Source organism: Microbacterium keratanolyticum (genome assembly GCF_016907255.1).
GTDB lineage: Bacteria > Actinomycetota > Actinomycetes > Actinomycetales > Microbacteriaceae > Microbacterium > Microbacterium keratanolyticum.
On sequence record NZ_JAFBBQ010000001.1, the window covers coordinates 1,798,038 to 1,811,385 of the forward strand.

Below are 13,348 nucleotides of genomic sequence, written 5' to 3' on the forward strand. Positions count from 1 at the left end.
TCAGACTCAGGCGACGCAAGACGGGTAGTGTCGGCGTCCTCCGCTATCCTGAGCCAAAACATCGGTATCGAGGGAGAATCCGTGAAGCTCGTCGCAGTTACCGTGCAGAAGTTCCGCAACTTTGTCGAACCGCAGAGGATCGAGATCGAGCCGGACGTCACCGCCCTCGTCGGCAAGAATGAGTCGGGCAAGACGACGATCTTGAAGGCGCTCCATCGCCTGAACCCTGCAAACGGCGATAGCCGGAGCTTCGATCTAGTGACTGAGTACCCTCGGTGGCGCTTGGCGCGCGACCGGCGGGAGAACCCTGACCTCGAACGTGAGACCTGGCCGGTGATTGCTCAGTTCGCGCTGGACCAGTCCGACAGCGACGCGTTGGCTGATGTGCTCCCTGCACGGCCGATGGTTGGCACAACGCTCAAAGCTGCCAAGAACTACGCCAACCGCTACACCGTGTACTTCAAAGCAGACCTTGCGGACGTCATCGAGGCGGCGTGCTCCGACGCCTCGGTCGGCTCGGAAGAAGTGGCGATCCTGAAGGCCGAAAGCTCCCTCGACGATGCAATCGCGAAGAGCAAGGAGCTTGCCAAGAGCCTCAAGGAAGCAGGCGAAGCCGCTCTGGCCAAGGCTGCCTCAGGATTTGCCAGTGCGGCAGAGAGGCATCGGTACCTGCTGGAAACGGGTCAGCTGGATGAAGACCAGCTGACAGCGCTAAAGGCACGTGTCCCCAAGTTTTTCTACTTCTCCAACTACAGCGTCCTCCCGGGGGAGACTGATCTAACGAGGCTGGCAGCCAACGTGGGCGCGGGCGTCGCTCTCGAAGAGCAGGATCAGACTGTCGTCTCGCTGCTCGCGCACGCGGGGGTAACGCCCGCCGATTTCCTCGACGCGAATTACGACAGCCGCAAGGCCGAGCTTCAGGCAGCGGCCGGGGACCTCAGTGGTGAGGTTTTCAAGTATTGGCGAGTCAACACCGATCTGGCGGTTGTGTTTGGGGACGACAACGTAGCCGTACTGAATCCATCCACGAACGTGCAGGAGAACCACCGGCTCCTGAAAATTGAACTCCGCGATGCGCGCCACGGTGATGTTGAAACCAACTTCTCGACCCGATCCAGCGGGTTCCAGTGGTTCTTCTCGTTCTTCGCCGCTTTCAGCGAGTACCTGCACACGAGCAGCCCAGTGATCGTGCTCTTGGATGAGCCAGGAACTAGCCTTCACGGCGAGGCCCAGAAGGACTTCATCGACTACATCTTCATGGAGCTTGGCGCATCGAAGCAGACCATCTACACCACGCACTCGCAGTTCATGATCGACCCGACAGTGTACGAGAAGCTGCGCGCGGTGCATGACAAGGCGACTCGGGAGAACCGAGAGGGAGGCGTGGCAGTAACCCAAGTCAGTTTGTCCGCAGACCGCGACACAATCCTCCCGGTGGAGTCGGCCCTCGGCTACTCCATCAGCCAACACCTATTCCTCGGGTCGGGTCCTCACCTCGCAGTCGAAGGCAGCAGCGACTTCATCTTCTTGATGCGGATGAGCGCTTACATGGAGCAGAACGGCAAGACCCCGCTGAGCCCTAAGTTGGCCATCATTCCAGTTGGCGGCATCTCGAACATGCCCGCATTCGTCGCTCTCATGGGCAGGAGGCTGAAGGTTTCGGCTCTGGTCGACGGAGCAACTACCGACGCTACCCTTGCGCGAACTAGAAAGGCGGCGTCAGAGAACGGGGTTGACCCCGGCAGCATTGTGGCAGTCTCCGAAGTCGACTCGAAGCTGCCTCCAACCGCTGATATCGAGGACCTTTTCGCTGCATCTGACTACCTCCGCCTGTACAACTGGGCATTTGGTCGCAACGTCAAGGAGTCGGATCTTCCCTCGATGCCCGTCCCAATCGTCAAGAAGCTCATCGACTTGCACGGCAAGTATGATCATGCACTTCCGGCTCACGCATTAACCGACAACCAGGATGACTTCTTTGCGACCGTGAAGACGGACACGGTCTCGAGATTCGAGAAGGCGTTCGAGAAACTCAATCAGGCGCTGACGATCTAGCTCACGGGCTGGCAAGAACCTCGCACCTTCTCAGGAGAAGTCGCTTGTGCGTTTTGCAGACGGCGTTCTCCGTCCACGCGGTGCCGGTCGCCGTCGTAAGCCCCTCGGCGTTGAGAGCGGTAGCCGTGGCGGCAAGCGTATGAGTGGTGCGCAGGGCCACCAGGCGCGCCCCGGTGGCCTCGGGCAGCGCGGATACCCGGCCCATGTGACGACCGGCCCGCTTGGCTGCCTGCATGGCGGCGGATGTGCGCTCACCGATCACGCGTCGCTCCCACTGAGCTACCGACATCATCACGTTGGCAACCAGCTCGCCCGTCGGACTGGAGGTGTCCACACCCAGGTCGATAGCGACGAGTGCCCACTTGCGCGCACGGGCCAGCTCCAGCACGCCGGCGAAGTCAACGACGCTACGGCTCAGCCGGTCGAGCTTCGCAACCACGATGCCGTCAACGTCGCGCCGCTTAGGTGCCACGGCGAGCCGGTCGAGCGCCGCCTGTAGCTGAGGCCGGTCTAGCGACTTAGCGCTGAGGCCTGCGTCCTCGTACCAGACCACGTCCCAGCCGTGCGCGTCGGCGTAACGCAGGATGGTCTCACGCTGAGCCTCCAAGCCGAGGCCGCTGTTGGCCTGCTCCTCGGTGGACACCCGCAGGTAGCCGATCATGGTGGTCATCGCTCGTCCTCCGTCGAGTCGTCAGCTTTGGGTGCGTCGGGCACGATGGTGCCGTCGGGGAGGGTGTGGAACGTGCCTACCTGCTCGAACACGTTGTCGCCGAGAGTGGGCCGGGGCTGCCCCTCGCGTGCGCTCATGCTCGTGCTGCCTTGGCGGTGCGCTTGGCCGGGGTGGGCTTTGGTGCGGGCTTGGCCGGAACCTTGATCTCCCAGCCGGAGGGGAGGGCGTCCACGTTGGCGCTGGCCCGCTGTACCAGGGCTTCGAAATCCCCGGCCTCGATGCTCTCCACGAACGCGTGCCACGCGATCGCGCGCATCGCCTTGTAGCGGTTCTTCTGCACGTCGATGCTGTGCGTCTCGATCACCTGCATGATGCCGTCGCTGACGAGCTGCAGGAGGTCGATTGCTTCGTCCTGCTCGACGGTCTCGACTGCCGGGGTGCTCTTCTTGGTGGCCATGATGTTCTCCTTGCGGGGTGAGTGCGAATCGAACGGATGTTCGAGCAAGCTGAACTTTGCCTGAAGGGGACCCATCGAGCAAATGGTTCTCGATCTGACCGCCGGGCGTCTACACGGCAAGAGACCCCCAGCGCGGTGCCAGGGGTCTCTCGTGCTGAGTGATGCACCACTCAGCAGGGCGAGGGCGAAAGGAGCCGAAAAGCCCTCGCCCGGTCAGGGTTACTCGACAGGCGACGAGTAGGTGATCTGGTTGGACAGGTTGTACGCGGCCCCGCTGGTGTTGGCCTCGACGTACGAGAGCGCCGCAGCCGTCTCCGCCGTGGAGGGGTACGCGGCCTTCCAGGTGTCGGCCACATCGACCCAGCCGACGTTGTAGGCGCGGATGCCGATCGCGTGGGCCAGGCTCTCGTCACTGTTGGTGATGGCGTCCTGCAGGATCTCCTTCGCCTCCTGGGGAGTGCCGATCTTGCGCACGCGGTCGGCGGCGTCGCGGCGCAGCAGCACGCTGTTGGCGTCGGTGGGCTGGGAGCCACGCAGCTCGGATTCGAGGCTCCTGATCAGGCCGGTCTTGTACGACTCCTGCTCGGCCTGGATGCTGTCGAGCTCCTTCCGGTGGGCGTCGAGCAGCTTGGCCAGGTCGCTCGTTCTGGCGGTGTCGGACAGCCGGTCGTTCTGGAGGATGTCGCGGCGCTGGGCCTGATACGCCTCCTTGGCGGTGGTGGCGCGGTTCTTGAACTCGCCCAGGCGCGAGGGCAGGGTCTTCTCGAGCGAGGCGACGGTGGTCTTGCTGGTCATGATGGATTCCTTCTGGTGATGGGTTGCCGGGTTCCGCCCGGCGCGGTGGTTGATGGTTGGAGGGGTCACTTGCGCCCCTTTGGTGAGTACGAGTGCCCGGCCCAATATCCGGACTCGACCTTGGCCGTGATGGCGTATGCGTCGCACAGGTCGAAGAGAGGGCACCGGGCACAGATCGACTTGCACAGCGCCCGCTGATCGTCTGAGAGCCGGTCGGCGGTGAACAGCACCCGGCCCTCGCATGCAGGCGTCGTGTGTGCCAGGGCGTCGTTCAGGGCGTCCCAGGCGTCGTCGGCACTCATGGCGTCCACCTGTGGGCCTGGATCGAGAGCCGTACAGCCGGTGAGGTCACGACTCGCCCGGTGTCCGGTTGACCGCGACCGACTCAGGGTCGATGTCCGCGACCAGAACGACCGTGCCGTCGTCCAGTTCGAGCGCCTCCGTAGACTCGATGTACCCCAGCGCCCACACCGTGCCCGTGTGCATCACGTTGACGCCGATCTCGTACGAGACTCGAACAACCGTGTCGGGGTAGGCCACAGGGCGGCGTCCCTCGCGCAGGCGGAAGAAGATCTCGTCGCCCTGGTGGATGGTGAGCGGGATTGTGCTCATGGTGTTGGCTCCTTCTCTGCTTGACCTGCTCATCGACGTGTCTGGCGCGGGGTTGCGCGTTTGGTATAACCCCCTGAGTTGCGTGAGTTGGAGTTGCCCTTCACATCACCAAAATCAGGGGAACTGACATCAGGAGAGACCGCTGCAACTCGCAACTCAGGCAACTCAGGGGTTGCAAGCAAAAGCGCGTACTTGCCGCCCGCGTTCTTGGACACGAGCCCTCGGCTACGCAGGCGTGCGAGCGCGTTCCGCACGGACTGCACGTTGGCGGTCGCGTTCGGCTCGCGCTGATAGACCTCGTACGCCACGGCGGGCGTCATGGGGCCGTGCAGCCGCAGCAGGTCCATCAGCTCGGAGTTGAGGTCACCCTGCTTGGCGACCCGCTCCTGGCGGCGGTGCTCCATCGCGTTCATGCGGGCTTCGAGCAGGCTCGCGCCGTCGAACACCCAGCCGTCGACACCGAGCAGGAGCGCGTACTCGTCACCTTCGATGTCGCGCAGCTCGCAGATCAGCGTGGCCCCGGCCTCACGGCGGGACGGACGGTTGAGCGCGAGGATGCCATCCACGGCGGCAGTCAGACCGTGCGTACCCGATGACGCATCGACGCTGTCGCCCTCCCGGGACTTGCGGTTGTGATGCACGACGATGATCGACGTACCGGGATCGTCGGCGCACAGCTTCTGCAACGGCTGGAGGGTGCTCTTCTCGTGCTGGAACTGAGTCATGTCACGGGGGCGGCTCCCCATCACGCCCGAGAGCGTGTCGAGGATCACCAGCGGTGACTCGCCCCGGTGCTCATCCAGGAACGACCGCAGCACGGTAAGCGCCGTGTCGGGGTCGGTGTGGTACTCGAAGCTGCCCGGCAGGGTGCGCACTCCGAGCGCCTTCAGGCGGCTCTGTAGGCGTCGCTCACCGGACTCCAGGTCGAGCAGCAGCACCGGACGCTGACGCACCTTCACCAGCCCGAGTACCTTGCCGCCCGTGGCGCAGGCGATACCGACCCCGAGCGTGAGCAGGCTCTTGCCGATCTTGGGAGCCGCGATCAGCAGGTGGCACCCATCAGGGATGACACCCGGCACGATCCAGTCCAGCTCGGGGAACTCCTGCTGGAGCAGATCGTTGGCCTTCTTCGGGGCGGGGTTCGACAGTGCCTCGGCCACATCCTCACCGAAGGTCGGTTCGGTGTCCTTGACGGATGCCTTGGGCACCGGCCTACGCCGACGCGTCGGCTTGCTGACTGACTTGCTGGCGGTCACGAGCGTGATCCTTCCTGTGCAGACTCGACCACGCGGCGAGCCTCGTAAGGGGAGAAGCCGATGTCTTCAGCGGCCTCGATGAGTTGTTCGGCGTGGCGCGTGCTGGCACCGGCCTCGTGCATGCGGCGCGCGGCCCAATGCAGGCCGTTGTGACGCTCGCCCTTGGGCAGGGTGCGCACCCACGAGACCAGCGCGCCGATGTCGTAGACGCCTCCATCGCGGCGCTCGGCGGGGGTCGCCAGCACCAGTTGGGCGAGTTCGAGCGTCATGTGCTCGATGGGGCGACGGTTCCACCTGTACGGCTGGCCGGTGTCGGGATGGATGCTCGGCGGCATCACCAGGTAGCCGTTGGACTTGAAGTCGATGCCGGTCGGGAGCTTGCCGCCGCTGACGTGCTCCCACGGCCGGACGTAGTACAGGTGCCAGCCACCCGATCCGCTCCGAGTCGTCAGCGTCGGGACGAGCGGCACACCGGCTGCCAGTTCCAGCGCCCGACGCGAGCCGCCGTTGCGGGGGTCGATGTCGAACACCACGACGTTGTCGGGTACGGGAGCGCCGATGTTCCAGTCACCCTCGGCCCACCATTTGCGGATCGTGCGCCGGTCGGTAGTTGCGTCCTTGTGCCCGTGCGGAGTGAGGCCTGTCGTGGGCTTCTTGCCGTCGAGCGGCAGCACCGCCCATCCGGCATCGGCCAGACGCAGCGCCGCACGCAACAAGCTCACGACTCTGCCTCGCCGTCGTAGTTGACCGTCCCCGGCGTCCAGTAGAAGACCGCGACACACCGGCAGTCGGCCGGATGGGAGATGTAGAGCCAGTCCAGCGCCCACCGCGCGTCCTCTTCCGAGTAGAAGGTCTGGACGGCCCGCCGTGGGTTGCCTTCGGCATCGATGTACCAGTGGGCCAGCCCGTAAGGCATCCGGTTCGGGTGAGCGGTGCGAACCTCCCCGAGCACGGCGAACGGGAAGAACCACCTGAGCGGAGCGCCGCTACTCAGCACGCTCAGTTCCTCGGAGGGCGAGAGCTTCGCCTTGGCCGGGTAGGTGTTGGTGCCCCACCTGATCGCGGTGCTCATGACTGACCGCCGGAGTGGATGAGCGCGGCGATCCGTCGCTTCTGTGCGGCGGTCAGCGGCGGGCTGGATGCGAGGGCACGCTTGACGGCAGCGGTGATCTTGGCTTCGGCCAGGTCACGACGGGCGATCTTCTCGCCCTCGACATCACCGAGCCTTGCGGCGGTCATGACCGGCCCCATCGCCTGATGCGGGGTCAGCGGTTTGGAGGTAGACACGGGAGTTTCCTTCGCGAATGGAAGTAACTCCCGCGAAGGAGGCTCGACCGAAGTCCGGTCACGGCACCTGGAGCGTCCAGGCATTTTGATGCCGCAGTATGGCCATCATGTTTACCGCGCCGACCACCAGCGCGTGCTCTTCAGTTGTGGTGCAAGTCTAGATCAGGAGCAGACCGTCATCGGACGCGGCTCGCTCAAGTTCACGCTGGAAGACATCGTGTTCGTACACGCGCTCCCGCTTGCACTTCGGGCAGCGGAACTCAGGGCGCGGGTACTGCTCCACGCCTTCCTCTGTCTTGCGCAGGAACCACTCGTCATCACCCTGGATGCGCTCCCAGGTGCCGTCACTCTCAGACCGCTCGTACTGGCGCAGCCGGATGAGGCGGTGGGTATGGCCCGCGCCCCCTCGGCAGCCCACCAGGACCAGCGACTTGACTGTGAACGACATGTGCCAAGTTTGCCCAAGGCGGCCCATCTGGCCAAATCTCCGAAACCGCCTCGGCGCGCCGCGTACTGGCGCTAGGGAAGGCAGTTTGCGGGTCTCTCAGCGACCGCCTGCGTCGTTGGGGAGCCGTTGGTAGCCCGGCACCTACCCAGGGCGCTGCTAGCGAGCCAGCGGGTCGCTGAGAGACGGGCGTAGAGACCCCGCTACCGCCAGACGAACTCCACCCGGTCGGGGTCGAACCGGTTACCGCCGCGTGTGGCGGGGCGCACCAGCACGGCACCCAGCAGCGACTCAACGACCCCGCGCCGCGCGTCCATGCTCATCTTGGCCCACCGCGCACGATCCACGCTGCTGAGGTCGGGTGCGGCCTCGGCTGCCTGGATGCGGCGGCGCTCGGCACGTAGTTGGTCGCGCTCTTTTTCGAGCCGAGACACGGCGGGGAACACTACCTCGGCTGACAGCTCGTGCGCCGTGAACGACGCCATGAGGCTTGCGATAGACGCCTCAACCTCCGCCAGCCGGTCTGAGTCCGTGAACTCCGGCTTCGGGGTATCCAGCTCGACATCGGCCAGCTTCGCCAGCACCACGGCGGTGACCAGATCATCCACGGCGACCGTGCTGGCAGCGACCGTGTGGTCGGTCGCGGCGCACCGGTAGGCCGGATACTTGGCAGCGTTGCCGTACATCACCGCTCCGCACACACCACACCGCAGGGTGCCCGTCATCAGGTAGTGGCGCGCGTTCTTGCGGGGCACTCGGGAGCGGGTGTCTGCGGGGCTGAGCGCGATGACGAGAGCGTCGTGTGTGGCCTGATCCAAGATCGGCTCCCACTGACCGCGCACTGGCTGCCCGTCGCGGCCGATAGCGACCTGACCCTGATGGATGCGCCACCCTGCCAGCCGTGGTGACTTCATCATCCGACCCAGCACATGCCCCTGCCACGGTCGGCCCGTCGAGGTCGTCACCCCGGCGTCGTTCCACCGCCGCGCGATCGCGTAGGTGCCGATGCCCGCGATGATGTCGGCTGCTGCATCACGGATCAGTTTGGCCTCCTTGGCGTCCAGCTCGCGCCCTCCAGGCTGCCAGCCGAACGGGCGGGTGCCCGCCACGGGGCGACCTTCGCGCGCGCTCTCCAGGTGCTTCCGGGCCACGCGCTCGGCGGTGCGCTCAGCCTCGGCGGCGTCTACGTTGCCCTTGATGCGCGCCACCATGCGCCCGTCAGCCGTGGTCAGGTCGTCGTTGCCCGACACGACCGTAGTGATGCGGACGCCGTGCTGCTCGTACAGGGTGATGAGCTCTTCAAGCTCCAGGGGGCGGCGCGTGAGTCGGCTGTTGGAGTAGGCGATGATGACGCCGAACTCACCTGTCCGTGCGCGGCTGAGCATGTCGGTGTACTGGGGGCGTGTCTTCTTCCGCGAGCGGGTGCTGGCCCCGGTGTCGTTGTCGCTGAAGACTGCGACCACGTCGAGGCCGTCGCGCGCTGCGAGATCGCGGCAGTCCTGCTCCTGCCGGGCCACGCCGAGCGCTTCGCCTTCCGTGTCGAGGGAGATTCGAGTGTAGATAGCCGCCTTGGTCACGTCTACATTATTGCCAATGGTTACCGCACCTGCTGGTCGAGGAGCATGCCGACGAGCAGCGCGAGCGGGTTCTCGGTCAGCAGGGCGTCAGCCGCGGGGTCGCCCGTGATGTGCAAAGCCATGCGCCCAGTCTGACACTGCGCGCGGACATTGGGGGAGAGTCGGCGTCAGAGCCTCAGGCGATGTCGGATGCGTCTGCGGCGTCGACGTCGTCGGCGATGCCGAGTCCGAAGAGCGTCGAGAGCGCGGTCGCGAACTCGTCTCCGCGACCCTCCGCGGCGAGTTCGTGCGCCCGGGCCGTCGGGGTGTGCAGAAGGACTCCGGCGAGGTGGCGCATCGCCTGTTCCACGCGTCCGTCGTCGTCACCGCGGCGGCGCGCACGGTCGATCTCGGCGTCGAGGAGCGAGAAGATGTGGGATCGCAGGGCGACGACCGCGGGGGTGACGCTCTGACGTTCACCGACGAGATGGAAGGTGTCGGCGGCATCGCGCACGATCGTGCGGGCAGCATCCGTCGCCTGAAGCTCTTCGAGAGGCGCGTGAAGCCGGATCGTCTCGAGGTCGAGCAGCGCGACACCCTCGATGCCGGAGACGTCGGGGTCGACGTTGCGGGGCATGCCGAGGTCGATCACGAGCTGGCCGTGCGCGGACCCCATGGGGCACCCGACGCTCTCGATCGCCACGGGACCCACGCCCGTGCGCAGGACGGAGGCATCGAGCACCGGCTCGGTGGCGCTCGTGCAGGTGATGATGAGGCTCGACTGGGCGGCGACGCGCGCGTAGTTGGCGGCGTCGAGCGCCGTGATGCCGTACTTCTCGGCGAACGCCACGGCACGGCCGGACGGCGAGTGCACCGAGATGTTCGTGGCACCGCGCTCGCGAAGAGTCGCGAGGGTCACCGCAGCGTAGGCGCCGGTGCCCACGAGCAGCACGCGCTCGGCGGACCAGTCCGCGATCCGGCTGTCGGCCAGTTCCAACGCGAGACGAACGAGCGAGCGCCCAGCTCGACCGAGCGCCGTGACGTTCTTGACCTTGCGCTGCGCCTGGCTCGCGCGCTGGAAGAGGCGCTCGAGTTCGGGGGAGGTCGTGCCGTTCTTGCGGGCGGAAGTGAGCGCGCGCCGAACCTGGCCGGCGATCTCGCCCTCTCCGGAGACGACGGACTCCAGGCCGGATGCGACAGAGAAGAGGTGCTCGGCGACGCGGCGACCGGAGTGCACGCTGTAGGCGCCGTCGAGATCGGCCATCGGGATGCCGGTCGCGGACTCGACGGCTTCGAGGACTGCTTCGACACCGATCGCGCCGGCGGCCGTCACCGGCTCGTCCATCTCGACGTACGCCTCGAAGCGATTACAGGTCGCCAGAACGACCGCACCCTGCACGCACGGCGCCAGCTCCACCAGGATGGGAGCGACGTCTTCGGGGGTGCGGCTGAGGCGTTCGAGAAGGTCGAAGGAGGCGGTCTTGTGACTCGCCGTCACGCAGAGCAACACGTCAACAGGATACGCCTGCCTGCCTTTGGGTCGGCTGAGGTGACCGCGAAAGTCAGACCGCCGGTGCACAACAGACTCATAACCACCGGTGTCAGGATGGCCGCCATGTCCCTTTCTGATGCTCCGCTTCTGCGCGCTCTCGCCGGTGACCGCCCCGATCGCACTCCCGTCTGGTTCATGCGCCAGGCAGGCCGATCGCTGCCCGAGTACCGCGAACTGCGGGTGGGAACGCGGATGCTCGACGCGTGCCTCACGCCGGACCTCGCGGCCGAGATCACGCTGCAACCGGTGCGTCGTCACGGAGTGGACGCGGGCATCTTCTTCAGCGACATCGTGGTGCCGCTGCGCCTGGCCGGTGTCGAGGTCGAGATCGAGCCCGGCCGCGGCCCCGTGTTCGCCGAGCCGATCCGGACGGCCGCGGACGTCGAGCGCATCACCTCCATCGACCCGGAGTCGCTGGACGCATCCGCTGTCGCCGAGGCAGTGCGCATCGTCGTCTCCGAACTCGGGGAGACACCGCTAATCGGCTTCGCCGGTGCCCCCTTCACGCTTGCGGCCTACCTCGTCGAGGGCGGCCCCTCGAAGGAGCACATGCGCGCACGTGCGCTCATGCACACCGACCCCGAGTCGTGGCACCGCCTGGCCGGGTGGCTCGCACAGGTCTCCCGCGTCTTCCTGCAGGCGCAGATCGACGCCGGCGCCTCTGCCGTGCAGCTGTTCGACTCGTGGGCGGGCTCGCTGAGCCGGGCCGACTACCTGGAGTTCGTCGCTCCGCACTCGACCGCCGCGCTGCGCGACGTGACCGCGCCGATCATCCACTTCGGTGTGGGCACCGGGCCCTTCCTGGCTGACATGCGCCTCGGGGGCATCGCCGACGCCGTGGGTGTGGACTGGCGGATGCCCCTGACTGAGGCCATCTCGGTGCTGGGTCCCGACGTCACTGTGCAGGGCAACATCAACCCCGCGCTGCTCTCGGCGCCGTGGCCGGTCCTCGAAGCCCATGTCCGCGACGTGCTCGCCCAGGGCCGCGGCGCGCGTGCGCACATCGTCAACCTCGGGCACGGCGTGCCGCCGGAGACCGATCCTGAACAGCTCACTCGGATCGTCGAGCTCGTCCACAGCATCTGACGCGCGCAATGAAAGGATTGAGCGTATGACCGCTCAGCCCCCGGACCTCGCTGCTCGCGCCGCACAGAAGAACGTCATCGTCGTCGGTGGTGGCATCGGCGGACTCATCGCGGCGCGCGAGTGCGCGAAGGTCGGCATGAAGGTCACCGTCCTTGAGGCGGAAGACTCCGTCGGCGGGGCGATCCGTCGCACCGAGCTCGACGGCATCGTGGTCGACGCGGGCGCCGAGAGCTACGCGACCCGCGGGGGCACGGTCCGCGCACTGCTGGAAGAGCTCGGACTCGCGGATCGCATCGTCACGCCCGCCGCAGGAGGCGCGTGGCTCGCGGGTATCCCCGGCATCGGTGCGGCACCGCTTCCTGTCGGGGGGATCCTCGGCATCCCGGGCAACGCGTTCCAGGACGACGTGCGCCGCATCATCGGGTGGTCGGGGGTGTGGCGGGCGTACGTCGACCGCCTCCGTCCGCCGCTCACAATCGGTCACACCCAGAGCCTCGGACGGCTGGTCTCCTCGCGCATGGGGGCGAAGGTGCACGACCGCCTGGTCGCCCCCGTCGTCACGGGCGTGTACTCGGCATCGCCGGACGACATCGATGTCGAGGTCGCGGCTCCCGGGCTCAGTGCGGCACTGACTCGCACGGGATCGCTCGCCGGCGCCGTCCAGGTGCTGCGCGGTGAGAGTGCCGAGCGTGCCAAGGCTGCGCCGGGCTCCGCCGTCGAAGGCCTGCGCGGGGGGATGTCGACCCTGATCGACGCTCTTCTCGCCGACCTCGCGAAATTCGGCGTCGACGTGCAGACCGGTGTGCAGGTCGCTGCCGTCACGCGCGACGGGCAGCGCTGGCTCGTGCGGGCGAACAAGGATGCAGCTGCGGCGGCGGACGCTCTTGTGGATGACGAGGAGATCGCCTCGGAGGCGATCGAGCTCGGAGCCGACGCGGTCATCGTCGCCACATCCGAAGACGCCGCGCGCCAGCTTCTGGCGGACGCAGCGCCGGCACTCGCCGAGACTCCGTCCGTCACATCGCCCGAGATCGAGATCATCACGCTTCTCGTGTCATCCCCGGCTCTCGACAGCGCCCCGCGGGGCACAGGCGTGCTGACGGTCCCGGGCAGCTTCACCGCGAAGGCGCTGACGCACTCGACCGCCAAGTGGTCGTGGCTGAGCGAGGCCGCAGGCGGCCGCCATGTGGTGCGTGTGTCGTTCGGCGCACAGGGTGAGCTCGCAGCGACCGCGACGATGAACGACGAGGATGCGGCGCAGCTGGCGCTGCGCGAAGCATCCGCGCTCCTCGGCGTCTCTCTCGGCGACGCCGACCTGATCGCCTCACACCGTTCACGGTTCACGCAGTCGCAGCCCGCATCGGTCATCGGTTCTGCCGAGCGCCGATCCGCTGCGCGCACCGCCGTCCGGGGGGTGCCGGGGCTCGCCGTCGTGGGGGCATGGCTGGCGGGAACCGGGCTCGCCCAGGTCATCCCGGACGCCGCGAAAGAGGCGGATCGCCTGCGTGCGAGTCTGCTCTGGGGCGGCGAGGATACAGGTCCGCGTCCTCCCGCGGAAGCCTAGATACCGAAATTGG

The 13,348-nt window shown here is 66.7% G+C and carries 16 protein-coding genes and 1 pseudogene; 3 read left to right on the forward strand and 14 right to left on the reverse strand.

The window, feature by feature from the left end; translation table 11 throughout:
• Positions 1–81: 81 nt before the first annotated feature.
• Complete coding sequence (locus JOD62_RS08595) at positions 82–2,055, forward strand: AAA family ATPase (protein WP_204938874.1); 1,974 nt, start codon at positions 82–84, stop codon at positions 2,053–2,055.
• 1 nt (position 2,056) lies between these two features.
• Here the strand turns inward: JOD62_RS08595 and JOD62_RS08600 are convergent, their stop codons facing one another.
• The 14 genes and pseudogenes from JOD62_RS08600 to JOD62_RS08665 all read right to left on the reverse strand — a co-directional run bounded on the left by JOD62_RS08600 (position 2,057) and on the right by JOD62_RS08665 (position 10,643).
• Positions 2,057–2,725: a recombinase family protein gene (locus tag JOD62_RS08600; RefSeq protein WP_204938875.1), complete on the reverse strand. Its 669-nt coding sequence runs from the start codon at positions 2,723–2,725 to the stop codon at positions 2,057–2,059.
• Entirely contained in the window at positions 2,722–2,862 is a 141-nt protein-coding gene (locus tag JOD62_RS08605; protein WP_204938876.1) for a hypothetical protein, read from the reverse strand. The genes JOD62_RS08600 and JOD62_RS08605 overlap by 4 nt, the downstream gene beginning before the upstream one ends.
• A complete protein-coding gene (locus tag JOD62_RS08610; RefSeq protein ID WP_204938877.1) occupies positions 2,859–3,182 on the reverse strand; it encodes a hypothetical protein in 324 nt (107 codons plus the stop codon). Before JOD62_RS08610 ends, JOD62_RS08605 begins: the two co-directional genes overlap by 4 nt.
• 219 nt (positions 3,183–3,401) lie before the next feature.
• Entirely contained in the window at positions 3,402–3,977 is a 576-nt protein-coding gene (locus tag JOD62_RS08615; protein ID WP_204938878.1) for a hypothetical protein, read from the reverse strand.
• Positions 3,978–4,042: 65 nt separating this feature from the next.
• Positions 4,043–4,279 carry a WhiB family transcriptional regulator gene (locus JOD62_RS08620; protein WP_204938879.1) on the reverse strand — a complete coding sequence of 79 codons (237 nt, stop codon included), beginning with the start codon at positions 4,277–4,279 and terminating at the stop codon, positions 4,043–4,045.
• 46 nt (positions 4,280–4,325) lie between these two features.
• Positions 4,326–4,589, reverse strand: coding sequence for a hypothetical protein (locus tag JOD62_RS08625; protein WP_204938880.1), 264 nt, complete (start codon positions 4,587–4,589; stop codon positions 4,326–4,328).
• Positions 4,590–4,618: 29 nt separating this feature from the next.
• A complete protein-coding gene (locus JOD62_RS08630; protein WP_204938881.1) occupies positions 4,619–5,845 on the reverse strand; it encodes an AAA family ATPase in 1,227 nt (408 codons plus the stop codon).
• Positions 5,842–6,567, reverse strand: coding sequence for a bifunctional DNA primase/polymerase (locus JOD62_RS08635; RefSeq protein WP_204938882.1), 726 nt, complete (start codon positions 6,565–6,567; stop codon positions 5,842–5,844). The genes JOD62_RS08630 and JOD62_RS08635 overlap by 4 nt, the downstream gene beginning before the upstream one ends.
• Positions 6,564–6,917, reverse strand: coding sequence for a hypothetical protein (locus tag JOD62_RS08640; RefSeq protein WP_204938883.1), 354 nt, complete (start codon positions 6,915–6,917; stop codon positions 6,564–6,566). Before JOD62_RS08640 ends, JOD62_RS08635 begins: the two co-directional genes overlap by 4 nt.
• Positions 6,914–7,132 carry a hypothetical protein gene (locus JOD62_RS08645; protein ID WP_204938884.1) on the reverse strand — a complete coding sequence of 73 codons (219 nt, stop codon included), beginning with the start codon at positions 7,130–7,132 and terminating at the stop codon, positions 6,914–6,916. The genes JOD62_RS08640 and JOD62_RS08645 overlap by 4 nt, the downstream gene beginning before the upstream one ends.
• A 157-nt stretch (positions 7,133–7,289) precedes the next feature.
• Positions 7,290–7,580 carry a hypothetical protein gene (locus JOD62_RS08650; protein ID WP_204938885.1) on the reverse strand — a complete coding sequence of 97 codons (291 nt, stop codon included), beginning with the start codon at positions 7,578–7,580 and terminating at the stop codon, positions 7,290–7,292.
• Between the two features lie 200 nt (positions 7,581–7,780).
• Entirely contained in the window at positions 7,781–9,154 is a 1,374-nt protein-coding gene (locus JOD62_RS08655) for a recombinase family protein (RefSeq protein WP_204938886.1), read from the reverse strand.
• Positions 9,155–9,180: 26 nt separating this feature from the next.
• A pseudogene (locus JOD62_RS08660) lies at positions 9,181–9,276 on the reverse strand (HhH-GPD-type base excision DNA repair protein); the annotation flags it as partial.
• 53 nt (positions 9,277–9,329) lie between these two features.
• Positions 9,330–10,643 (reverse strand): glutamyl-tRNA reductase, encoded by a 1,314-nt coding sequence (locus tag JOD62_RS08665; protein ID WP_204938887.1) that lies wholly within the window; start codon positions 10,641–10,643, stop codon positions 9,330–9,332.
• 105 nt (positions 10,644–10,748) lie between these two features.
• On the opposite strand from JOD62_RS08665, the gene hemE reads away from it, so the two are divergent.
• Both hemE and hemG read left to right on the forward strand, forming a co-directional pair.
• Entirely contained in the window at positions 10,749–11,771 is a 1,023-nt protein-coding gene (gene hemE, locus JOD62_RS08670; RefSeq protein ID WP_204938889.1) for a uroporphyrinogen decarboxylase, read from the forward strand.
• Positions 11,772–11,796: 25 nt separating this feature from the next.
• The gene (hemG, locus tag JOD62_RS08675; RefSeq protein WP_204938891.1) at positions 11,797–13,335 is read left to right on the forward strand and encodes a protoporphyrinogen oxidase; all 1,539 of its coding nucleotides are present in this window, start codon (positions 11,797–11,799) and stop codon (positions 13,333–13,335) included.
• The last annotated feature ends 13 nt before the right edge of the window (positions 13,336–13,348 follow it).

Excerpts from the sequence above, each read along its gene's own strand:
- JOD62_RS08625 (WP_204938880.1), bottom strand. The coding sequence starts at position 4,589 with ATGAGCACAATCCCGCTCACCATCCACCAGGGCGACGAGATCTTCTTC.
- JOD62_RS08640 (WP_204938883.1), bottom strand. The coding sequence starts at position 6,917 with ATGAGCACCGCGATCAGGTGGGGCACCAACACCTACCCGGCCAAGGCG.
- hemE (WP_204938889.1), top strand. The coding sequence starts at position 10,749 with ATGTCCCTTTCTGATGCTCCGCTTCTGCGCGCTCTCGCCGGTGACCGC.
- JOD62_RS08620 (WP_204938879.1), bottom strand. The coding sequence starts at position 4,279 with ATGAGTGCCGACGACGCCTGGGACGCCCTGAACGACGCCCTGGCACAC.
- JOD62_RS08600 (WP_204938875.1), bottom strand. The coding sequence starts at position 2,725 with ATGACCACCATGATCGGCTACCTGCGGGTGTCCACCGAGGAGCAGGCC.
- JOD62_RS08650 (WP_204938885.1), bottom strand. The coding sequence starts at position 7,580 with ATGTCGTTCACAGTCAAGTCGCTGGTCCTGGTGGGCTGCCGAGGGGGC.
- hemG (WP_204938891.1), top strand. The coding sequence starts at position 11,797 with ATGACCGCTCAGCCCCCGGACCTCGCTGCTCGCGCCGCACAGAAGAAC.
- JOD62_RS08610 (WP_204938877.1), bottom strand. The coding sequence starts at position 3,182 with ATGGCCACCAAGAAGAGCACCCCGGCAGTCGAGACCGTCGAGCAGGAC.
- JOD62_RS08605 (WP_204938876.1), bottom strand. The coding sequence starts at position 2,862 with ATGAGCGCACGCGAGGGGCAGCCCCGGCCCACTCTCGGCGACAACGTG.
- JOD62_RS08615 (WP_204938878.1), bottom strand. The coding sequence starts at position 3,977 with ATGACCAGCAAGACCACCGTCGCCTCGCTCGAGAAGACCCTGCCCTCG.